We start from the raw sequence: 21,376 nt of genomic DNA, 5'->3' as shown, positions 1-21,376 counted from the left end.
GACATTAATGAGGGGATTTTAAATGGTCGGAGTGGAGAGATTCGAACTCCCGACCCTCTGGTCCCAAACCAGATGCGCTACCAGACTGCGCTACACTCCGTACCCGTCAGCATGACCAAAATGCGGCCATGAGCTGATTTCCGTACCACCGAACGCTTGGTCCTGCGGAACGAGTGGGGAGATACACGGTTCATCTGCCCGCTGCAACAGATAAAATCTTGCCTGGCACATCTTCCCCGAGGAAAATTTACTTGCCGAGCTTTGCCGAAATGGTGGCGCTCGTCACCGTATCGCCGACGGCAAGGCCGAGTTTGCGAACAATACCGGCGTTGAGCTCGATGACATAGGCAACCGGCCCGCCGGAGCTGATGATCGCTTCGGAATAAGGCACGGCGTTTTCCTGAATATGGGTAACGACACCCTTCTGATCCAGAAAGAGCATGTCGAGCGGCAGCTCGGTGTTCTTCATCCACATCATCACAGGCTGTGTCGTGCCGAAGTCAAACAGCATGCCATGGTCGGCGGGCATCTTGTCGCGGTACATAAGACCGAATTCGAGCTGTGCCGGCGTCAAGGCCAGTTCCACGGTGAATTTATGCGTCCGCCCTTTGGGCGATGCGATCGAAAGTGGCTCCGAATCGAAAGCCATCGACTGTTGCCCTGCGGTCTGTGCCGCGAAAGACGATGAGGCGATTGCGCCAACGAGAAAAAGCGCCAAAACGGCGCTTTTCAAAATTTCAAGAAATCCGGCTTTGTTCATATCAGTGCGGCCGTGTCGCCGGGCTCGGCGCATCCGGGTGAATTTCCGCCGCCATCAGGCCCTTTTCGCCAGGCCCGAAGCGGACGAGCACCACCTGCCCCGGCCGCAGCTCGGCCAGACCGAAGCGGCGCAGCGTTTCCATATGCACGAAGATATCCTCGGTGCCTTCGCCGCGCGTCAGGAAACCAAAACCCTTGGTGCGATTGAACCACTTGACCAACGCGCGCTCCAAGCCGCTCGTCGCCGTTACCTGCACGTGTGTACGGACAGGGGGCATCTGCGAGGGATGCACGGCCGTCGATTGATCCATGGAAAGGATCTTGAAGGCCTGATAACCGCGCTCCCGGCGCTGGATCAGCGCAACAATGCGGGTTCCTTCGAGAATCGTCTGATAACCGTCACGGCGCAGACACGTCACATGCAGCAATACGTCCTGCATGCCATTGTCAGGCACGATAAAACCGAAGCCCTTGGCGACATCGAACCACTTGACGACGCCTGAGATTTCGATGAGCTCGACGGTATCGCCCGACATCTCCTCGAAGTCGACAACTCCCTTCGATGAAATTCTGTCACCCATCCTAGCCAGCCCTCGATTACGCGTCACACTGTTACGGTTAACTGATTCCCTGATATCAAGATTAACATCTTGGTAACGGAAAAGCGCAAGTCCTAGTTTTCGTTTATTCCCACCCTAAGATTATTGCTCCAATGACTTGCGCGAAGCTGGTGCCCTGACCAAAGATCCGCCCGGCTCAACATTAAGAGAGGAAATAGAATGCGTTATCTCCATACGATGGTCCGCGTCACCGATCTCGACGCCTCGTTGCATTTTTATAGCACCCTATTCGGGCTTACCGAAACCCGCCGCTACGAAAACGAGAAAGGCCGCTATACGCTCGTTTTCCTGGCGGCCGACGAGGATGCCGAATCATCCCGCAGCAACGGCGCCCCCAGCCTGGAGCTGACCTATAACTGGGACCCGGAAGAATATAGCGGAGGACGCAATTTCGGCCACCTCGCCTACGAGGTCGACGATATCTATGCGACCTGCCAGAAGCTGATGGACAACGGCATTACGATCAACCGCCCGCCCCGCGATGGTCACATGGCTTTCGTGCGTTCTCCGGACGGCATTTCCATCGAAATCCTGCAGAAGGGCGCCAATCTTCCCTCCGCCGAGCCCTGGGCTTCCATGGCCAACACCGGCTCCTGGTGAGGCCTAAGCTTTCGCGAAGCTTACGGCACGCGCGAAGCCATCCGTTTCGCGCTTGCCGCCCATGCCCATCCTCCGGCATGCTTGGACGACTCGAAGCATCATGCATCGGATATCGCGCGGTCATCGCTCCCAGTCGGCGCGTGCGGTATCGTCGTCCCTCGCAGGAGGCCGTTCCGATGCAGACTTTTTTGCAGGGAACGCCCTATGTGCGATCAAGAGATTTTATACCGCAGGAAGAAGCTAGCAAGCACAATTGCCGTTCTTGCCTCATTTGTGATGATTGCGAGCTGCGCGACCACGGCCAAAAAGCCGATCGAGACCTCGCAGGCTGCCCCTGTCGTGCCATTGACCGTGGCAGAACAGCTGGCAGCCGATATGAACAGCAAGGCCGATGCCCGGCGCCGCAAAGCCGATGTCGCCTATCGTGATCCGATGGTCCACAGCGTCAATGGCACACGTCAGCAGATCGTCGCCCAGCAGAACCAGGCACTCTATCCTGCGCCTACGGCAGCCCCGACTGCGGACGGGCAGACGGGCATCGGCGGCCTGGTCACGCAGCCGACGGCGGTCAATGCGAACAGAAGCAGCATCTTCTCCGCTCCGCCGCCGATCGCCGTCAATCCGGACGGGACGCTTGCCCAAACCCAAGCTGATGGCGGCCAGGCGATCACGCCGATGATGCGCAGCGTTTACAGCGCGCCACCAGCGACTATGCAGACGACGGCGCCGCAGACGATGGACACGGCTGCCGTGCTGAACGGCCGCACATCGGCCGACATGCTGCCACCACCCGTCATTCGCAATGCAATCTCGCCAGCTTCGGGTTCGCCGCAGCCGATTGCCCAGGTGACCACGTCGGGTGCTGCGGCAACGGCGAATCCGAATGTCCATGAATTGAACGGCAGACAGGCCGCCGCTCTGGCGCAGTTCATCGCATCGAAGAACCAGCCGCAGAACGGCAAGCTGCTGGTGCAGCCCGTGCCGGGTGCAAATGGGCAATAAAAAAGCCCGCGTTTCCAGAGAATCTTCGATATCGCCGGCAAGAGCCTGTTAAATCTCACTTATTCAGCACCGGCGACAGTTTCACCCATCTGTCATTTTTTCCACAAAAAAGCAAAATTGCCGCTTGCGGGAATGAAATCACCCCGCTATAAGCGCGCCACACAACAGCTGAACGCGCCCTTCGTCTATCGGTTAGGACGACAGATTTTCATTCTGTAAAGAGGGGTTCGACTCCCCTAGGGCGTGCCACTGTTGTTCTTCTCCCCTCGTCTTCAATTCATTTAAGCTACCGCTTGCGGACGCAATAGGCTATTCCTATCTAGGCCGTGCAGCATGCGCCCTTCGTCTATCGGTTAGGACGACAGATTCTCATTCTGTAAAGAGGGGTTCGACTCCCCTAGGGCGTACCAAAAGCGTGTCCCGAAGTTTTCCACAAGCACCTCGAAAAATCTTTGCTTAGTCATCGATTTTTCTGCGATTTTTCTCGTTTTTCCGCTTGCGGGAATGAAAGGTGCTGACTATAAGGGCGCCACAGCACGCGCCCTTCGTCTATCGGTTAGGACGACAGATTTTCATTCTGTAAAGAGGGGTTCGACTCCCCTAGGGCGTGCCACTGCTCCTTCCCCTTAAATTGATGTTTTGGCTCGCTAGACGCTGTTATGCAGACGCGTATCGGGCGTAATCTGCTTTACGGAGCTTTCGCCGCATCTGTGACGCGCAGCTGCACGCGCCGGCTGCCCTGCCAGTGATCGGCGCCGAGCGTGCCGGCGACATGGATCTGCGCGCCCCGGGAAGATATCAGCAGCTCGCCCAAGGGCGTCTCCGCCGCGCGGAAGGCAATGCCATCCACCCGGCCGCCGTCCTGCGCCTCCAGCGTGATCTTGATATGCGATTGGCCGACAAGGCGGGAATCGCGCAGACGGTGGCTCGGAAGCGCGAAGACGGGCTGTGGATGGCCCGAACCATAGGGACCGGCCGTCTCGAGCCTGTCGATCAATTCCACGGTCGCGCCGCTTGCGCCGAGCGCACCGTCGATCTTCAAGGTTTCGTTGGCAACGAGCCCGGCTACCTGCTTCTCCGCCTTCTCCGTGAAGAAAGCCCGCAGCTTTCCGAGGTTGCTTCTCTCCACCGTCAGGCCGGCGGCCATGGCATGACCGCCGCCCTTGACCAGCAGGCCCGCATCGACGGCGGCTCGCACCATGCGGCCCATGTCGAAGCCATTGATGGAGCGGCCTGAGCCTGTACCCTTTCCGGAGGAATCAAAAGCGATGGCAAAAGCCGGCCGGCGGAACTTGTCCTTGAGGCGCGATGCAATGAGGCCGACGATTCCCGGATGCCAGTTCTCGCGCGCCGTGACGATGACGGAGGCGCCGTCGCCATTGCCGTACTCCGCCAGGGCCTCGGCCTCGGCCTCCTGCAGCATGGCGGCCTCCATGGCCTGCCGCTCGCGATTGAGCTCATCGAGCTTCGCGGCGATGGTTTCCGCTTCGCTCCCATCGGCCAGCGTCAGCAGGCGTGCGCCAAGAGCTGCATCGCCGATGCGGCCGCCGGCGTTGATGCGCGGGCCGATGAGGAAGCCGAAATGATAGGGCGTGACGGGACCGTTGAGGCCGGCCTTGCGAAAGAGGGCTGCAAGCCCGAGATTGCCCTGGTGGCGGGCGGCAATAAGCCCCTTGACGACATAGGCGCGGTTGAGGCCCTTCAGCGGCACGACATCGCAAACGGTCGCGAGCGCGACGATATCGAGCCAGGCAAGCAGATCGATGGAACGCACGCGGGAATCGCCGGTCTGGCGCAGCAGCCGCAAGGCCGCGACCAGAACCATGAAGACCACGCCGGCGGCGCAGAGATGCCCCTGCCCCGACAGATCATCCTCACGGTTCGGATTGACCAAGGCATGACAATGCGGCAGCTCGTGCGCCACCTGGTGGTGATCGATGACGACCACGTCGATATTGCGCGCCCTTGCCGCTTCAAGCGATTCGAAGCTGGTGGAACCGCAATCGACGGTCACGATCAGCGTCGCGCCATTGTCGATAAGCTGGTTGATCGCTGTCGGATTGGGGCCGTAACCTTCGAAGATGCGATCGGGAATATAGATGCTGGCCGGAACGCCGAAATGGGTCAGGAATCGATAGAGCAACGCCGAGGAGGCCGCGCCGTCGACGTCATAGTCGCCGAATATCGCGACTGTCTCACCCTTCCTGATGGCGTGCAAGAGGCGCTGTGCTGCCTTCTCGCAATCGGTCAGCAAATGCGGATCCGGCATCAGGCCGCGGATCGTCGGGTCGAGGAAAGCCATGGCTTCGTCCTGCCCGACGCCGCGCCCTGCAAGCACTCGGGCAATCAGCTCCGGCAGGCCATGCGTCTGCGCAATGGCAAGCGCCCTGTTCTGGCCGGCCTGATCGAGCCTGGAAACCCAGCGATTACCTGATACCGAGCGCTCGACACCCAGAAATGCCCGCTGAACTGGATCGACCGGTTGCTCCACCATCTCTCCCGGAATTTGAGAGCGGCGTCCCTTTGAGGCACGCCGCCGCTGGTCCGACTATTCTTTCGGCCGCTCGATGCGGATGACCTGCGGTTCGCCGACGAGATAGCCCTCGTTCTTGATCGAGGCAACCGCCTTGCGCACCGAATCCTCTGTCGTCGCATGGGTGACGAGGATGATCGTCTGGTGATCGGACGGTGCGAGATGCTGCCTGGAACGCTGCACGATCGATTCGAGCGAAATGTGGTTTTCCGCCATGCGGGTCGCGACACTCGCAAAAACGCCGGTGCGGTCGAGAACCGTGAGGCGGATGAAATAGCCACCTTCGTGGCTCTGCATCTGCGCCTTGCGATAGGGCTCCAGCGCCTTGGCCGGGTGACCCAGCACCGGTACGCGCTGTTCGCCGGGACGGCTCTTGGCGATATCGGCGATATCTCCGAGCACAGAGGAAGCCGTTGCGTTGCCGCCGGCTCCGGGGCCGACCATCAGCAATTCGCCGAGAATATCGGATTCGATCGCCACCGCATTGGTGACGCCGTCGACCTGGGCGATGACCGAATCGAGCGGCACCATGGTCGGGTGCACGCGCTGTTCGATGCCGCTTTCGGTGCGCTGGGCGACACCGAGCAGCTTGATGCGGTAGCCAAGATCGGCAGCGGCGCGGATATCCTCGATGGAGACGTTGGTGATCCCTTCAAGGTAGATGTCGTCGGCCGCGATGCGGTTGCCAAAGGCGAGCGTCGTGAGGATGGCAAGCTTGTGCGCCGTGTCATTGCCTTCGATATCGAAGGCAGGATCGGCCTCGGCATAGCCGAGACGTTGCGCTTCCTTGAGGCAATCGGCGAAAGACAGGCCTTCCTTCTCCATCCGGGTTAGGATGTAGTTGCAGGTGCCGTTCATGATGCCATAGACGCGAGAAATCGTATTGCCCGTCAGTGATTCGCGCAGGGCCTTGATGACCGGAATGCCGCCGGCAACGGCCGCTTCGAAGTTGAGCAGGACGCCCTTTTCTTCGGCGATTTGTGCGAGCTCGACACCGTGATAGGCAAGCAGCGCCTTGTTGGCGGTCACGACATGCAGGCCGCGTGCAAGCGCTGCGCGTACCGCTGCGTTGGCCGCCCCTTCGGAACCGCCGATCAGCTCGACGAAGACGTCGATATCGGCCTTCTGCGCGAGATCGACCGGACCTCCGAACCATTCGATTCCCGTCAGATCGATGCCGCGATCCCGCGTGCGATCGCGTGCGGTGACGGCGACGATCTTGACGGGACGACCGCAGGTAACGGCAAGCTCGTTAGCGCGGCTCTGAATGATGCGGACGAGCGAGGCACCAACGGTGCCTAAGCCCGCAATGCCGATTTTGAGGGCATCTGCCATGGAAAATTCCTGATCAGTATTGGGACGGCAGCCGCGGGAACGGCTGCCGCGCGATATTATGAACGATGAGCGTTCAGCGAAATAACATTATGCATCGTCTCGTCCGCGGTGGAGAGGAAGCGCTTCAGATTGCGCGCCGCCTGGCGGATGCGGTGTTCGTTTTCAACGAGCGCGATGCGGACATAATCGTCACCCTGCTCGCCGAAACCGATGCCCGGAGCAACGGCGATGTCAGCCTTCTCGACCAGAAGCTTGGAGAATTCCAGCGAGCCGAGATGACGGAACTTTTCCGGGATCTTCGCCCAGGCGAACATGGTCGCTGCCGGCGGCGGCACGTCGAAGCCGGCTTTGCCGAAGCTGTCGACCAGAACGTCGCGACGACGCTTGTAGATGTTGCGCACTTCGGCGATGTCGGAACCGTCGCCGTTCAGAGCGTGCGTCGCCGCCACCTGGATCGGCGTGAAGGCGCCGTAATCGAGGTAGGACTTCACGCGCGTCAGCGCCGCAATCAGCCGCTCGTTGCCGACTGCAAAGCCCATGCGCCAGCCGGGCATGGAGAAGGTCTTCGACATCGAAGTGAATTCGACCGTCACGTCGATGGCGCCCGGAACCTCCAGCACCGACGGCGGCGGCGTGTCGTCGAAGTAGATTTCCGAATAGGCCAGATCCGAAAGCACGATGATGTCGTGTTTCTTCGCGAAGGCGACGACTTCCTTGTAGAAATCCAGCGTCGCGACATAGGCCGTCGGGTTCGACGGATAGTTCAGGATGAGCGCGAGCGGCTTCGGGATCGAGTGGCGCACGGCTCGTTCCAGCGGCGGGAAGAAGCTGTCATCCGGCTCGACCGGTATCGAGCGGATCACGCCGCCTGCCATCAGGAAACCGAAGGCGTGGATCGGATAGGTCGGGTTAGGGCAGAGGATCACGTCGCCGGGCGCCGTGATCGCTTGAGCCATATTGGCGAAGCCTTCCTTCGAACCGAGGGTGGCGACCACCTGCGTATCGGGATTGAGCTTCACACCGAAACGGCGGGCGTAATAGGCGGCCTGCGCGCGGCGAAGGCCCGGAATGCCCTTGGAAGAGGAATAGCGATGCGTGCGCGGGTCCTGAACCACTTCGCACAGCTTGTCGACGATCGCCTTTGGGGTCGGAAGATCTGGATTGCCCATGCCGAGGTCGATAATGTCCGCCCCGCCCGCTCGCGCGCTCGCTTTCAAACGATTGACCTGTTCGAAAACGTAGGGCGGCAAACGCCGGACTTTATGAAACTCTTCCATTTCTTTCCCCATGGGACAGCGGCCCTCACAACCGCAATGAAGTTCGTTGATCTCCCGGCCAGCCGCGACACGAACTTGGGACTCGCGGCGCCGTATTCATGCTATCTCGAAAGATAAGGTGAATCTTGGGCGCTTATGCACGCAAAATGCAATCCGCCGGTCAGATACATCCAATTTCGGCCTATCCGAACGCTTTGCGTCCAAATCGCCTGAAACGCAAGGCTAATTCTGCGTTGAGGCCGGCTGGGCGCCGCCCTCTTTCTGAATTTCCTGCAGCGTATCCTGGCCATGTTCGGCAGCGAGCTTGCGCATCTCGGCGACGCGCCTCTGATACTCGGCCTCGGAGATCGTGCCGGCCTTGCGCTGCGATCCGAGAGCCGTCAGCTGCTTGACCAGATCGCCCGCCTGCTGATCGTTGATCTGGACGTTTGCGGCGGTCGGCGGCGCGTTGAAGGAAGGATAGCCGTCCTTGTAATATTGCTGCGTGCTGGTTTCCACCACCGGCGTGCCTTTGGCGGGCTTTACGATGACAGCCTGAGGCGGCTGCTTGCGCTTGGCGAAGGCCGCCTTTTCCTCGGGTGTCGAGCAGCCCGCGAGCGTCAATGCGAGAATTCCGCACATTGCACCGCAGAGTACGGAATACCGGTTCAGTCTTGCCACCATGCCGCCGCCCATAATTGTCTTCCTGCGCTATTCCTTGCTGTGGGTTGCGACTGTTAAATTTGTCGCAGCAGCAAAGCAAGAGCAGGGTTGCGTTTCATTCGACTTGTATTCCTTTTCCCGCAAGATGTACAAATGGAAAACAAGACACGAGCTGCCGCCGGGAGGATGATGCGTGACCGACAGCAAGCGGGACAAGAATGAAGGCAACGGCGGCTTTCCAGGCTTTGATCCAAAGTCAGTCGAGCCTTACATCGTCAGGGATCCTGAAGCGATGGCCGTCAACTTTGCCCGTGCGCTGGAGAATCTTGGTAAGGCAGCCTCGGCCTGGCTTGCGCCGCGCGAGCGCGGCGAGAAGATCGATACGGTTGCCGATCCCTTCACTGACATGGTCAAGACGCTCTCCAAGGTCGGAGAATACTGGCTTTCCGATCCGCGCCGGACGCTGGAGGCGCAGACTCAGCTGCTTTCCGGCTATTTCGGCCTGTGGACGAAAACCATGCAGCGCCTCAGCGGCGATTCGTCCGCCGAGGCTGAAGCTGAACCGGTCAAGGACAAGCGCTTTGCCGATGAAGACTGGCAGAAGAACCCCTTCTTCGATTTCCTGAAGCAAACCTATCTTCTGACGTCGAACTGGGCGGAAAAGCTGGTCGGCGAAGCGGAAGGGCTGGACGAGCATACGCGTCACAAGGCAGCATTCTACACGAAGCAGATCACCGCCGCCTTTTCGCCGACCAATTTCGTCGCGACCAATCCGCAGGTCTACCGCGAGACTATCGCCTCAAATGCCGAGAACCTCGTACGCGGCATGAAGATGCTGGCGGAGGATATCAGCCTTGGCCATGGCGAGTTGCGCCTGCGTCAAACCGACATGACGAAATTCGCCATCGGCCGCGATATGGCGCTGACGCCGGGCAAGGTGATCGCGCAAAGCGATGTCTGCCAGGTGATCCAATATGAGCCAGGGACGGAGAAGGTGCTGAAACGGCCTTTGCTGATCTGCCCGCCCTGGATCAACAAATTCTACATTCTCGATCTCAACCCACAGAAATCCTTCATCAAATGGTGCGTGGAGCAGGGTCACACCGTCTTCGTGATTTCGTGGGTCAATCCCGATCATCGTCATGCGGCGAAGGATTGGACCTCTTATGCCCGCGAAGGCATCGATTTCGCCTTGGAGACGATCGAAAAGGCGACGGGCGAACAGGAAGTCAATGCTGTTGGATATTGCGTCGGCGGCACGCTGCTGGCGGCGACGCTCGCCCTCCACGCCAAGGAAAAGAACAAGCGTATCCGAACGGTCACCTTCCTGACGACGCAGGTCGATTTCACCTTCGCCGGCGATCTGAAGGTTTTCGTCGACGAGGAGCAGATTGCAGCGCTCGAAGAGCAGATGAACGTGCTCGGCTATCTCGAGGGCTCGAAGATGGCGACGGCCTTCAACATGCTGCGCGCCTCCGAACTGATCTGGCCCTATTTCGTCAATAATTACCTGAAGGGGCAGGAGCCGCTACCCTTCGACCTCCTGTTCTGGAATGCCGATTCGACGCGCATGGCCGCGGCCAACCATTCGTTCTATCTGCGCAACTGCTACCTCAACAACGCCTTGAGCCAGGGCAAGATGGTGCTCGACGGCAAGACATTGTCGCTGAAGGACGTGCGCATCCCCGTCTACAATCTGGCAACCCGCGAGGATCATATCGCGCCGGCCAAATCCGTCTTCGTCGGCAGCCAGTATTTCGGCGGTCCGGTGGAATTCGTGGTGACCGGCTCCGGTCATATAGCCGGCGTCGTCAACCCGCCCGACAAGCATAAATATCAGTTCTGGACCGGCGGCCCGACCGGCGGCGACTATGAGGATTGGCTCGCCGGGGCAAAGGAGACGCCTGGCTCATGGTGGCCGCATTGGCACGCCTGGATCGTCGCACAAGACCATCGCATGACGGCTGCGCGCAAACCCGGCGGCAAGGCCCTCAATGCACTGGAAGAGGCACCCGGCAGCTATGTCCTGGAACGGGCATAAGTCACCCGATCATGCAATTTCCTTCGCCTCTCCTCCCTGCCCGCCTGATTTCCCGTTACAAACGCTTTCTCTTCGATGCCGAGCTGGAGGACGGAACCTTCATCACCGGCTCCTGCCCGAATACCGGCTCGATGCTCGGCCTTACGACACCAGGCTCGCGCATATGGCTCTCCGAGCATGAGGGCGCGAAGCGAAAATACCGTCATGTCTTCGAACTGATCGAAGCTGACGACACGATCGTCGGTGTCAACACCGCCATGCCGAACCGCATCGCAGCGGAAGCGATCGCGCTCGGACAAATCTCCGATCTCGGCGATTATACGGCTGTCAAACGCGAGCAGAATTACGGCCACAACTCCCGCATAGACCTGCTCTTGACCGATCCTTTGCGGACAACCACCTATGTCGAGGTGAAAAACGTCCATTTCATGCGACAGCCAGGCCTTGCGGAATTTCCCGATACGGCGACGGCGCGCGGCGCCAAGCATCTGGAAGAACTCGGCGATATGGCCGAGGCTGGTTATCGTGCCATCATGTTGTTCGTGATCCAGCGCAATGACTGCGATCTCTTCCGGATTTGCAGCGATCTGGATCCGGTCTACGCCAGGGCCTATGATCGCGCTTTGAAGCGTGGCGTCGAGGTCTATGCGCTGAAATGCAGAGTTTCGCCGACGGAAATCGCGCCTGCCGGGTTGATCCCGATAGACGAACCCGGCATAGCTGCATTAGAACAGTTTAAGATCTCTACCAAAGGCTAGTCATGGTGAATTACATCGAAGCGGCAACAGCGCCGGCGAAGAATACGGGCGCTATCCGCATTTACGGGCAGGATGCCTTTGCCGGAATGCGCAAGGCATGCCAGCTGACCGCCCGCTGCCTCGATGAACTCGCCGCGATCGTCAAGCCCGGCGTGCCCACCGATGTCATCGATCGCTTTGTTTTCGAATTCGGCATGGATCACGGCGCCTATCCGGCGACGCTGAACTATCGCGGCTACATGAAATCCTCCTGCACGTCGATCAACCACGTCGTCTGCCATGGCATTCCCAACGACAAACCGCTGCGCGAAGGCGATATCGTCAATATCGATGTGACCTATGTGCTCGATGGCTGGCACGGCGATTCCAGCCGCATGTATCCTGTTGGCGAAATCAAGCGCTCGGCCGAACGGCTGCTGGAAGTCACCTACGAATCCCTGATGCGCGGCATTGCCGCCGTTCGCCCCGGCGCCCGCACGGGCGCCATCGGCGAAGCGATCCAGACCTATGCCGAAGGCGAACGCTGCTCGGTCGTGCGCGACTTCTGCGGCCACGGCGTCGGCAGCCTCTTCCATGACTCGCCGAATATCCTGCATTATGGCCGAGTCAATGACGGCCCGGAACTGCGTGAAGGCATGATCTTCACCATCGAGCCGATGATCAATCTCGGCAAGCCGCACGTGAAGGTGCTCGGTGACGGCTGGACGGCCGTGACCCGCGACCGCTCGCTCTCAGCGCAGTACGAACACACAGTCGGCGTGACCGCGACAGGCTGCGAAATTTTCACCCTATCGCCCGGCGGCCTCGACCGCCCCGGCCTACCGCCGCTTCAGGCATAATTCATGGCAAAACGGCCCGCTTCTTCCAACGGACATGGTGACATGCCCCTCGAGAGAGGCGGGAAGCCGGAGACTTTGGAAGAAGCTCCGCTGTTGGACGAGCGGCTATTCTTCGCCCCGCGGGCTGCCAAACCTGTCTCATCGACCACCAAATCCGCTTCCAAACCCCAATCTGCACCAGAGAATGTCGAAGCCCATTATCATGGCCACCGCGAACGGTTGCGCAATCGCTATCGCGACGGTGGCGATGCGGCATTGGCGGACTACGAAATCCTCGAACTCCTGCTTTTCCGGCTGATCCCGCGCCGAGACACGAAACCCATCGCCAAGGCCCTGCTCACCCGTTTCGGCACGCTTGGGGGTGTATTCGGCGCTCCGGTCAACCTGCTGACGGAGGTCAGTGGCGTCGGCGATGCGGTTGCGCACGACTTGAAGCTCGTGGCAAGCGTCGCACAGCGCATGCTGAAGAGCGAATTGACGGGGAAACCCGTACTCTCCTCCTGGAAGGCGCTCATCGATTATTGTCATGCCGCTATGGCGCATGAAGCGCGCGAGCAATTTCGCCTGCTGTTTCTTGATAAGCGCAACGCCTTGATCGCCGATGAGGTGCAGGGTTTCGGCACTGTCGATCATACGCCCGTCTATCCGCGCGAGGTCGTCAAACGCGCACTCGAACTCTCCGCCTCCGCAGTAATTCTGGTCCATAACCACCCCACTACCCCCCTTTCGATCACGCTGGATCACGCTCAAGCACGTTGAATCACAAGCATTTTCTGGCTTGCGCACAGGGGGCGGTTTTGGCAAATTGGGGGCTGTTGAAGGGGTAGCAAACGGCTTCCAGCTCCCGAGCACCGATCCCAGTTTCTCCTCTTCCGATCCCAGTTGCGGAGCAGGAGAAACGCCATGCCGAGCCTTACCGATACCGCCATCCGGCAAGCGATGAAGCGGGTGGAGCTCACAGGAAAACAAGAGAACCTCGCTGACGGCGAAGGGCGCGGCACCGGCCGGCTCGTTCTCGTTCTCAAGCCAATGCCGAAGCGGGTCACTGCCGATTGGATGGCGCAGCAATGGCGTGATGGAAAGCGTACCAAAAAGAAGCTCGGCTCCTATCCATCGATGTCCCTCGCGCAGGCGCGCGAGATTTTCAAACGCGACTTCGCTGACGTCATCCAGAAGGGTCGCAGCATCAAAATCGCGACGGACACTCGACCGGGAACGGTGGCCGATCTGTTCGAGGGCTACGTCGCGGCGTTGAAGGCAGGCGGCAAGCCCTCATGGAAGGAGACAGAGAAAGGACTCAATAAGATTGCGGACACGCTCGGACGCAATCGCCTCGCCCGCGAGATCGAGGCCGAGGAGATCGTCGAACTGATCCGCCCGATCTATGAGCGGGGCGCGCGATCGATGGCTGATCATGTCCGGTCCTACATCCATGCCGCGTTCAGCTGGGGCATGAAATCGGACAACGATTATAGAAACACGTCGCCGCGACGCTTCCGGATTCCTTTCAATCCGGCGTCGGACATCCCCACCGAGCCGAAAGTCCAGGGCACCCGGTGGTTGAGCGAAGACGAGTTTGTGCAGCTCTATCGCTGGCTTGATTGCCCTGACACTCCCGTCCACCCATCGTATCCGCGGGCGGTGCAGCTCATCATGCTGACCGGTCAGCGCGTGGAAGAAATCGCCCGACTGCACATCGATCAATGGGACGCGGCCGAGCGGATCATCGACTGGTCCAAGACCAAGAACCTTCAGCCGCACGCAGTCCCGGTCCCGTCGCTTGCAGCCGAGCTCATCGAGTCAATCAGGCCGAACGAATACGGCTGGTTTTTCCCCTCGGCGAAGGATCCATCAAAGCCGGTCAGCCATGGCACCCTCTACAGTTTTGTCTGGCGGCAGCGCGACCGCGGCGTCATCCCCTACGCAACCAACCGCGACTTGCGGCGCACGTTTAAAACGCTCGCCGGCAAAGCGGGCGTGCCTAAAGAGATCCGCGACCGCCTCCAAAACCATGCGCTGCAGGATGTCAGCTCAAAGAACTACGACCGCTGGAACTACATGCCGGAGAAGCGCGCCGGCATGGCCCGCTGGGACAAGTACGTTCGCGCGCTCCTGAAAAAGAGAAAGGCAAAGGCAGCGACACGTTGAAGGCTGCCGCGTGAGACCCCTGCCCCTCTTCCTTGCTGGCATCCTCGCCTCGTTCTGCTGCGGCGCCCCCGCATATGCAGATCCGTGCGAAGCACCTTTGCCAGCCCAAGCTGGAGTGCGATTCTCCGGCACCGTCCGGTACATTGGTGACGGAGACAGTCTTTGCGTCGGCAGGACGGCGGACCCCAATGAGTGGATCGAGGTCCGCCTCGCTGATTTTGATGCACCCGAGCTTCAGCAGGCTCTCGGCGCGGCCGGGAAAGCAGCACTCGAGCGCATAGCCATCCATCGAGAGGTCACCTGCACGACCGAGCGCGGCCGGAGCGGCCGCGTCGTCTCATTCGATCGCGTGATCGCACGCTGCCGCATCGGCTCGAAGAGCATCGGAGACCTCCTCCGCCAAGCCGGCGTCATGCGGGGTGGCAACTAATGCGAGTTCGTCCACCCTTGACCCGACATAGCTTGGAAGCTATATGAGTTGGGACGTCAGACTGCATGAAGCTTTCGAGGCGGAGTTGCTGGCCTTCGAGCGCGGGGTTCAGACCGAATTACTGGCCACCGCGAAGCTGCTTGCCGAATACGGACCGCAGCTGGGTCGACCGTTCGTCGACACACTCAAAGGCTCGAAGCACGCCAACATGAAGGAGATGCGTTTCTCGGCCGCCGACGGCGAATGGCGCGCAGCCTTCGCGTTTGACCCCGAACGGAGGGCGATCCTCCTGGTCGCGGGCGACAAGTCAGGCGTTAGCCAGAAGCGCTTCTATAAGCAGCTTATCGCAAAGGCGGACAGCAGGTTTTCCGACCATCTGGAAAGCCTGAAATCCGTAAGGAAGGGATAATTGATGGGACGGAGCCTTCAGGACATCATTGCTTCGCTGCCCCGCGACCAGCAGGAGCAGATCGAGGCCCGTTACAACGAGCTGAAGCAGGAGGTTGAAGGTCTGCGAGAGCTGCGCCAGATCGCGGGTAAGGCTCAAGAGGATGTTGCGACTGCACTGAACATCAAGCAGCCCTCGGTGTCGAAGATCGAGAAGCAGGCCGATATGTACCTCTCGACGTTGCGCAGCTACGTCGAAGCGGTGGGCGGAAAATTGGAGCTAACTGTGAAGCTGCCTAAGCGGCCACCAATGACCATACACCACCTAGGCGATCTGGCTCGCCCACAGTCGCAGCCAACAGCTCGCCGAAGTAGCGCAAGACGATAAATAAGAATGTGGGGGGACAGCTTGGGGACTGAGGCGCAAACCAGAGTCGAGAGGGGTCTTCACCGAACGACCGTTATCTGCATTTTGCGGGGCCGCCCATGACAGATGCGGCGACGGGGGCACACGATCCTGCAGGATCGAGGTGGCATCGATGGGACCCCCACATCCATGCTCCGGGCACCGTTCTGAACAATCAGTATCGCGGAGCCGACCCGTGGGAGGAGTTTCTCTCTCGAGTCGAAACGTCGTCGCCTCGCATCCGCGCTCTGGGGGTGACCGACTACTACAGCGTCGACGTCTATGAAGAGGTTCTGGCGCATCGGAAGGCTGGTCGTCTCGCCCAGGTGGACCTCATCTTTCCTAATGTGGAGCTGCGTTACGGGATCGGAACGGGCAAAGGGTCGCCAATCAACTTTCACCTCCTCGTCTCGCCCGACGATCCCGAGCATGTCGACCAAATCCGCCGGTTCTTGCGTGCTCTGACTTTCACCGCCCACGGCGAGTCGTTTCGCTGCGACAGGTCTGACCTAATCCGGCTCGGTCGCGCGCATGACAAGACGCTCACCGATGAACGTGCTGCTTTCGCGGCCGGCGCTAATCAGTTCAAGGTGAATCCTGACGAGCTCCGCACGGAGTGGAAGAAGAGCACATGGGTGCAGGAAAACGTCCTCATTGCTGTCGCAGCTGGCAGCAATGATGGCACCTCCGGCCTTCAAGGAGACCCGTCGCTCGCGACGTTGCGGAAGGAAATTGAGCGTAACGCTCACATCATTTTCTCGTCCCATCCGAAGCAGCGGGCGTTCTGGCTGGGTCAAGGCGCGGCGTCCGTAGAAAAGCTTCTCTCCGACTGGAATGGAAGGAAGCCCTGCTTGCATGGCAGTGATGCCCACGGGCCCGATGGCGTCGGTGTCGTTGAGCAAGACCGGTATTGCTGGATCAAGGGCGATCTCGCCTTCGAGTCCCTCCGACAGACGTGCCTTGAACCCGAGACACGAGCCTTCATCGGCTTGGCCCCACCGCGGGGTGCCCTTCCGTCTCAGGTCGTGACAAAGGTCGAGGTCACGAACGCACCGTGGCTGGTGACACCCAGCTCGCCCCTGAACGCCGGCCTTGTCGGCATCATTGGCGCCCGAGGCTCAGGAAAGACCGCATTGGCGGACATCATTGCTGCAGGCGGCTATGCCCTGTCGCCCCATCTCAGCGAGCGCTCCTTCATTCGTCGCGCCCAAAGTCACCTCGGCGAAGCCTCGGCCCGACTGATCTGGGAAGACGGCGATCCTACGTCAAATGAACTCCAGCATGTCGAGATGGAAGACTTTCTCGACACGCCGAGGGTTCAATATCTCTCGCAGCAATTCGTCGACAGCCTCTGCTCCGCAGAGGGCGTCACGGACGAGCTGCTCACCGAGGTTGAGCGGGTCATTTACCAAGCTCATCCCGCTGAAGAGCGGATGGGCACCACGACCTTTCGGGAACTCCTGGATCTTCGCGCCGCACGCGGCCGTGCGCTTCGCCGGAGCCACGAGGATGCGCTCGCCGAAGCTGCATTGGAGCTCAATGTAGAGCGTGATCGGAAGGCGAGCCTGCCAAGTCTCCAGAAACAACGTGCGGAGAAGGCCGCCTCGATAGCCAAGGATAAGCGCGACCGCAGCAGCCTGATCGGCAAGGGAGGCGAGGAACGCGCCAAGCGTCTCGACGAAGTGTCTACGGCGGCCGAATCCGTGCGTTTCCAGGTCGAGCAGGCTCAACGGCGAAGGCAGGCGCTGCTTGCACTCAAAGACGAGGTTGCGGACACGCGGTCGAACAAGGCGCCGGTCCGGCTTCGGCAGCTACAACAGGCTCATTCCGAAGCAGGTCTGAGCGCTGACCACTGGAAGGCCTTCCTGCTGAAGTTCTCCGGAGACGTCGACACAATCCTGGACAATGCAATCAATGCGATCGACGCACACATTCGTAAATTGTCTGGTCCGGCACCCGGGGAGGTCTCGATCGCTGCTGACGCGCCACCATCAGCAACGTCGTTCCTGCCGGACGGTACCGAGTTGTCTCAGCATACACTGAGCCTCCTTAACAAGGAGGTAACCCGGCTGCGCGCCTTGATCGGAATCGACACAGAGAACGCCAAGGCATTTGCGAGACTGTCGGAAAAGATCTCCCGAGACGAAGCCGCACTCGCCAAGCTGGATCGAGACATCGAGGCAGCCGAAAAGGCCGATCAACGGATCAAAGAGTTAATCCAATCGCGCCGGGACAGCTATGCGTCCGTCTTCGACGGAATCATCGACGAAGAGAAGGAACTGTCGGCCCTCTACGCGCCTTTGAAGGCCCGCCTGGAAGCAGAGGAAGGTGCGCTCGGCAAGCTCTCGTTCTCCATTCGGCGCGTGGTCGATATCGCGGCGTGGGCGCAGCAGGGCGAGGATCTCCTCGACTTGCGCAAATCGGGGCCATTCAAAGGCCGGGGCGCATTGCTGGCCGCCGCAAAATCCGAGCTGCAAGGTGCCTGGGAATCGGGGTCGAGCGCGGACGTCGCCGAGGCGATGTCACGATTTCGCGAAGCACATGAGCGCAACCTCGTCGAACACGCTCCGGTGGAGCGCACCAACGCGCAGGCGTTCCGCGAGTGGGCAGGTCGTATTTCGAGCTGGCTCTACGGCACCGACCACATCACGGTCAGCTATGGCGTCCAATATGAGGGCGTCGATATCGAGCAGCTCTCACCTGGCACAAGAGGCATTGTCCTACTACTGCTCTATCTCGCGATCGACCGCGATGATGATCGGCCGCTGATTATCGACCAGCCGGAAGAGAATCTAGATCCAAAGTCTATCTTTGACGAACTGGTCGAACGGTTCCGCAAAGCGAAGCAGCGCCGTCAGATCATCATCGTCACACATAACGCGAACCTCGTCGTCAATACCGACGCTGATCAGGTGATTGTCGCAACCTGCGGTCCGCACCGCCCCGGCATGCTTCCCGAAATCACGTATCGAAGTGGCGGCTTAGAGAATCCGACCATCCGCCGGTTGGTGTGCGAGATCCTAGAGGGCGGTGAGGCCGCCTTCCGCGAACGCGCCCGCCGCCTGCGTGTCCAGATGTAGACCGGGGCCGCGATCATGGAGGGGCATAATTTCGAGAGGCTGAAGGCTCACATTCTACCCCTGTCAGTGTCGAAGAGTTTCGATGTTGCCCGGAAGGAGTGGTCACTTATCGCCGTAGAGATCAGCGAAGAATTCGATGAGTGTCCATGTGGCCAGGAGATCAAGGAACATTGTTACATCCGCAATCGCCTGAACGGCAACGAGACGTACGTCGGGAATGTTTGCATCAACCGCTTCATTCAGATCGATACCGGGAATCTCTTTGACGGTCTCAAGCGCATTGCCAAAGACCTCACCGCCAACGCCAACAGCGACCTAATCGAGCATGCCTATCGCATGGGTTATCTCTACGGGGAGAAGGAATACACGTTTTTGAAGCAGACAATGCGGAAGAGGAATCTCTCTGCCGCGCAGATTGCCTGGAAGGTGAAGATCAATCGGCGCATCGTGGGCCAGACCGTGGTCCGGAAACGAACGGCTCGATGATTTCGCGCTCTCTGCTACCGACAACTCAGCCTTAGCGCGCAACCTTGGGGGACCCACGCGCCGATGTTCATTGAAAAGATTATCTTGAGTAATTTCCGCTGCTTCGGACCAGCTCCGACTGCGGTCGATCTAACCAGCGGGCTCACGGCCTTTGTCGGCGCGAACGGGGCAGGAAAGACAGCCGTGATGCAGGCTCTGCAGCGGCTCTTCGGGGTGACCGGCGATCAGAGGCGACTCCGGCGCCAGGACTTTCATATCCCCTCAACTGAAGCCGTACCTCCACCGCAGCGGAATTTTGTGCTGGAAGCCATAGTAGCCTTTCCGGAGCTCGACGGAGTTGGCGCCGATGGCGCAGCCATTCCGGAGTTCTTCCATCAGATGGCCGCCGATGAGGCCGGCAAGCTCAAGTGCCGCCTGCGTCTCGAAGCGACGTGGACCGACGACGGGTCGCTCGACGGAACTATCGAACAGAAATACTGGGCTATCCGGACCTTCGCGCAATTCACGGACGCTGACTGCACCGAGCTTAAAGCGACCGACCGCGCCCGCATCCAGATGATTTATGTCCCGGCAACACGCGACGGCGCTTCCCAGGTGACCGCGTTCCTCCGAGGGCGACTTTGGCGGGCTATCAACTGGTCGCAAGGGGTCAGGAATACCTTCGCCGACGCCGGCAGCACGCTCAACGGCGCATTTGCCGGGGAGCCCGCAGTCGACGTGATTGCCGGAGCCCTGACGCGTCGATGGCAGGAGGTCCATACAGCCGGGACCGACACAACACCCCTCTTCCGCCCCATAGACCTGCGCTTCCAAGAATTCATCCGGAAGGTCGAAGTCGTCTTCCGGCCCGACGAAGCAGGTCGCGAGCGTGCTCTCGATGACCTGAGTGACGGACAACGCTCTCTCTTCCATCTGGCAATGACTGCCGCCACACTCGACGTCGAAGGCGGGATCGCCGCCGATCCCGCGGCGGCTGGTTTCCAGGCCGGAGGCGTTCCACTTCCGGCCCTGACGCTGATCGCGGTCGAGGAGCCGGAGAACAACCTAGCCCCCTTCTATCTCTCCCGCATCATCAAGCAGATCAAGGATCTCACGAAGGGACCACGCGCACAGGCGCTCGTCTCCAGTCACTCGCCGAGCATTCTCGCCAGGGTGGGTCCAACTGAGGTCAGGCACTTCAGGCTGGATCCGAATGATCGCACTGCCCGCATTCGGCCGATCAACCTGCCGGCCGGCGACGAGGAAGCTTCAAAGTTTGTCCGTGAGGCCGTGCGGACCTATCCCGAACTCTATTTTGCGCGCTTTGTCGTACTCGGCGAAGGCGCATCCGAAGAGGTGGTTCTGCCGCGCCTTGCTGAAGCAATGCAGTTCGACATCGACCGCTCCTTCGTTGCCGTCGTCCCACTCGGCGGCCGTCACGTGAACCACCTTTGGCGACTGCTAACGGATCTCGATATCCCGTACGCCACCCTTCTCGACCTGGATTGGGGCCGCGCGGGTGGTGGATGGGGCCGTATCAAGACCACATGCGCGCAACTGCTGGCGATTGGCGTTCAGCCAGCAGAGCTCTTCAATCCCAACCTCATCGCAGCAGGACCAGTCACCAATCTTGCCGGCTTTGATGTATTAGCGCCCGAGAATGTAGCCGGTCTCAACGAATGGATCGGCTGGCTAAACCGCTTCCACGTCTACTTCTGCACTCCGCTCGACCTCGACTATTCGATGCTGCAGGCTTTTCCCGCAGCCTATCAGGTGATCGAGCCTGGCCGACAAGGCCCCTCGCCACTCGGGGACCCTCGCACTGCGGTGTTGGGCGACGATGGATTGGTGGGTCTATACGGCGCGCCTCAGGATGCCCTTCTACGGTGGTATCGATATCTGTTCCTCGGTCGAGGTAAACCGAGCACTCATGTTCGCGTTCTGAGTAACCACGATCCCGCCGCTCTTGCCGCCGGCGCGCCACCAGAGTTGCGGAACCTCCTGTCGTCAATCGTCGCCCGCCTAAGTCCGGCGCCCCCCGCTGGTGCTTGAGC

General features: G+C 60.0%; 19 protein-coding genes and 4 tRNA genes. 16 read left to right on the top strand and 7 right to left on the bottom strand.

Annotation, left to right across the window (positions count from 1 at the left end; genetic code table 11):
- Positions 1-23: 23 nt before the first annotated feature.
- The 3 genes from I8E17_RS06810 to I8E17_RS06800 all read right to left on the bottom strand — a co-directional run bounded on the left by I8E17_RS06810 (position 24) and on the right by I8E17_RS06800 (position 1,340).
- Positions 24-100, bottom strand: a tRNA-Pro gene (locus tag I8E17_RS06810).
- A 147-nt stretch (positions 101-247) separates the two neighbouring features.
- Positions 248-760, bottom strand: coding sequence for a DUF192 domain-containing protein (locus I8E17_RS06805; RefSeq protein ID WP_069612064.1), 513 nt, complete (start codon positions 758-760; stop codon positions 248-250).
- 1 nt (position 761) lies between these two features.
- Positions 762-1,340, bottom strand: a complete 579-nt coding sequence (locus tag I8E17_RS06800) for a cold-shock protein (protein ID WP_112721378.1) — start codon at positions 1,338-1,340, stop codon at positions 762-764.
- 198 nt (positions 1,341-1,538) lie between these two features.
- On the opposite strand from I8E17_RS06800, the gene I8E17_RS06795 reads away from it, so the two are divergent.
- From I8E17_RS06795 to I8E17_RS06775, 5 genes are all read left to right on the top strand, one after another.
- Positions 1,539-1,979 carry a VOC family protein gene (locus tag I8E17_RS06795; RefSeq protein ID WP_069612062.1) on the top strand — a complete coding sequence of 147 codons (441 nt, stop codon included), beginning with the start codon at positions 1,539-1,541 and terminating at the stop codon, positions 1,977-1,979.
- 204 nt (positions 1,980-2,183) lie between these two features.
- Positions 2,184-2,981: a hypothetical protein gene (locus I8E17_RS06790; RefSeq protein ID WP_069612061.1), complete on the top strand. Its 798-nt coding sequence runs from the start codon at positions 2,184-2,186 to the stop codon at positions 2,979-2,981.
- Between the two features lie 174 nt (positions 2,982-3,155).
- Positions 3,156-3,230: transfer RNA gene (locus tag I8E17_RS06785), tRNA-Glu, on the top strand.
- A gap of 86 nt (positions 3,231-3,316) precedes the next feature.
- Positions 3,317-3,391: transfer RNA gene (locus tag I8E17_RS06780), tRNA-Glu, on the top strand.
- Between the two features lie 128 nt (positions 3,392-3,519).
- Positions 3,520-3,594, top strand: a tRNA-Glu gene (locus I8E17_RS06775).
- A 75-nt stretch (positions 3,595-3,669) separates the two neighbouring features.
- Here the strand turns inward: I8E17_RS06775 and recJ are convergent.
- The 4 genes from recJ to I8E17_RS06755 all read right to left on the bottom strand — a co-directional run bounded on the left by recJ (position 3,670) and on the right by I8E17_RS06755 (position 8,801).
- Positions 3,670-5,472, bottom strand: a complete 1,803-nt coding sequence (recJ, locus tag I8E17_RS06770; RefSeq protein WP_113366415.1) for a single-stranded-DNA-specific exonuclease RecJ — start codon at positions 5,470-5,472, stop codon at positions 3,670-3,672.
- 57 nt (positions 5,473-5,529) lie between these two features.
- Entirely contained in the window at positions 5,530-6,849 is a 1,320-nt protein-coding gene (locus tag I8E17_RS06765) for a homoserine dehydrogenase (RefSeq protein WP_069612059.1), read from the bottom strand.
- A gap of 56 nt (positions 6,850-6,905) precedes the next feature.
- The gene (locus tag I8E17_RS06760) at positions 6,906-8,126 is read right to left on the bottom strand and encodes an LL-diaminopimelate aminotransferase (RefSeq protein WP_069612058.1); all 1,221 of its coding nucleotides are present in this window, start codon (positions 8,124-8,126) and stop codon (positions 6,906-6,908) included.
- A 222-nt stretch (positions 8,127-8,348) separates the two neighbouring features.
- A complete protein-coding gene (locus I8E17_RS06755) occupies positions 8,349-8,801 on the bottom strand; it encodes a hypothetical protein (RefSeq protein ID WP_069612057.1) in 453 nt (150 codons plus the stop codon).
- A 160-nt stretch (positions 8,802-8,961) separates the two neighbouring features.
- Between I8E17_RS06755 and phaC the strand changes: the two genes are divergently transcribed.
- From phaC to I8E17_RS06700, 11 genes are all read left to right on the top strand, one after another.
- The gene (phaC, locus tag I8E17_RS06750; RefSeq protein WP_069612056.1) at positions 8,962-10,809 is read left to right on the top strand and encodes a class I poly(R)-hydroxyalkanoic acid synthase; all 1,848 of its coding nucleotides are present in this window, start codon (positions 8,962-8,964) and stop codon (positions 10,807-10,809) included.
- 11 nt (positions 10,810-10,820) lie between these two features.
- Positions 10,821-11,567, top strand: a complete 747-nt coding sequence (gene sfsA / locus I8E17_RS06745; RefSeq protein ID WP_069612055.1) for a DNA/RNA nuclease SfsA — start codon at positions 10,821-10,823, stop codon at positions 11,565-11,567.
- A 2-nt stretch (positions 11,568-11,569) separates the two neighbouring features.
- Positions 11,570-12,406 (top strand): type I methionyl aminopeptidase, encoded by an 837-nt coding sequence (map, locus tag I8E17_RS06740; protein WP_069612054.1) that lies wholly within the window; start codon positions 11,570-11,572, stop codon positions 12,404-12,406.
- A 42-nt stretch (positions 12,407-12,448) separates the two neighbouring features.
- Positions 12,449-13,165, top strand: a complete 717-nt coding sequence (gene radC / locus I8E17_RS06735) for a DNA repair protein RadC (RefSeq protein ID WP_229002094.1) — start codon at positions 12,449-12,451, stop codon at positions 13,163-13,165.
- Positions 13,166-13,309: 144 nt separating this feature from the next.
- Entirely contained in the window at positions 13,310-14,554 is a 1,245-nt protein-coding gene (locus I8E17_RS06730) for a site-specific integrase (protein ID WP_219510741.1), read from the top strand.
- Between the two features lie 97 nt (positions 14,555-14,651).
- Positions 14,652-14,984 (top strand): nuclease, encoded by a 333-nt coding sequence (locus tag I8E17_RS06725; protein WP_229002093.1) that lies wholly within the window; start codon positions 14,652-14,654, stop codon positions 14,982-14,984.
- Between the two features lie 43 nt (positions 14,985-15,027).
- On the top strand, positions 15,028-15,393 hold the full coding sequence (locus I8E17_RS06720; RefSeq protein WP_219510745.1) for a type II toxin-antitoxin system RelE/ParE family toxin: 366 nt from the start codon (positions 15,028-15,030) through the stop codon (positions 15,391-15,393).
- A 3-nt stretch (positions 15,394-15,396) separates the two neighbouring features.
- On the top strand, positions 15,397-15,759 hold the full coding sequence (locus I8E17_RS06715) for an XRE family transcriptional regulator (RefSeq protein WP_219510747.1): 363 nt from the start codon (positions 15,397-15,399) through the stop codon (positions 15,757-15,759).
- Between the two features lie 98 nt (positions 15,760-15,857).
- Positions 15,858-18,857, top strand: a complete 3,000-nt coding sequence (locus tag I8E17_RS06710) for a TrlF family AAA-like ATPase (RefSeq protein ID WP_219510748.1) — start codon at positions 15,858-15,860, stop codon at positions 18,855-18,857.
- Between the two features lie 15 nt (positions 18,858-18,872).
- Positions 18,873-19,343: a hypothetical protein gene (locus tag I8E17_RS06705; protein ID WP_219510751.1), complete on the top strand. Its 471-nt coding sequence runs from the start codon at positions 18,873-18,875 to the stop codon at positions 19,341-19,343.
- 63 nt (positions 19,344-19,406) lie between these two features.
- Positions 19,407-21,374, top strand: coding sequence for an AAA family ATPase (locus I8E17_RS06700; protein WP_219510754.1), 1,968 nt, complete (start codon positions 19,407-19,409; stop codon positions 21,372-21,374).
- Positions 21,375-21,376: the final 2 nt, after the last annotated feature.

It is taken from the genome of Rhizobium sp. AB2/73, assembly GCF_020871915.1.
GTDB lineage: Bacteria > Pseudomonadota > Alphaproteobacteria > Rhizobiales > Rhizobiaceae > Rhizobium > Rhizobium dioscoreae.
Note: the sequence above shows the minus strand (reverse complement) of the source record. Positions and strands in the feature narration are given on the sequence as shown.